Source organism: Luedemannella helvata, assembly GCF_039528415.1.
Taxonomy (GTDB): Bacteria; Actinomycetota; Actinomycetes; order Mycobacteriales; family Micromonosporaceae; genus Luedemannella; species Luedemannella helvata.
Genome location: NZ_BAAALS010000141.1, coordinates 1 through 516, shown reverse-complemented (window position 1 = coordinate 516; position 516 = coordinate 1). Strand labels below are relative to the sequence as shown.

The following is a 516-nucleotide window of genomic DNA, read 5'->3' as shown; positions in this document are numbered from 1 at the left end:
GTCGACCGGGTCCCAGGGCGAGCCGATGGCCGTCCTGAGCCGCATGGCCAACCGCGACCACCAGATCGAGATCGGCGAGGGCGACACGGTCATCCTGGCCTCGAGCCTGATCCCGGGCAACGAGAACGCGGTGTACCGCGTCATCGACGGCCTCACCAAGCTCGGCGCCAACGTCGTGCACAAGGGCAACGCGAAGGTGCACGTCTCGGGCCACGCCGCCGCGGGCGAGCTGCTCTACTGCTACAACATCCTGCAGCCGCGCAATGTCCTGCCGGTGCACGGCGAGTTCCGCCACCTCGTCGCCAACGCCCGTCTCGCGCAGGACACGGGCATCGCGCCCGAGCGCACGTTCCTCGCCGAGAACGGCACGGTGCTCGACCTGAAGGACGGCCGAGTCGACGTCGTCGGCCAGCTCGACCTCGGATTCGTCTACGTCGACGGCTCGACCGTCGGCGAGATCACCGACGCCGACCTGAAGGACCGCCGCATCCTCTCGGAGGAGGGCTTCATCTCGGT

1 protein-coding gene is annotated in these 516 nt (G+C 68.8%); it reads left to right on the top strand.

Annotated features, from left to right (window positions below; translation table 11 throughout):
* Nucleotides 1–25: 25 nt before the first annotated feature.
* Nucleotides 26–516, top strand: a 491-nt coding sequence (locus ABD191_RS29155; RefSeq protein WP_344089217.1) for an MBL fold metallo-hydrolase RNA specificity domain-containing protein, incomplete at its 3' end; no start/stop codon positions are given.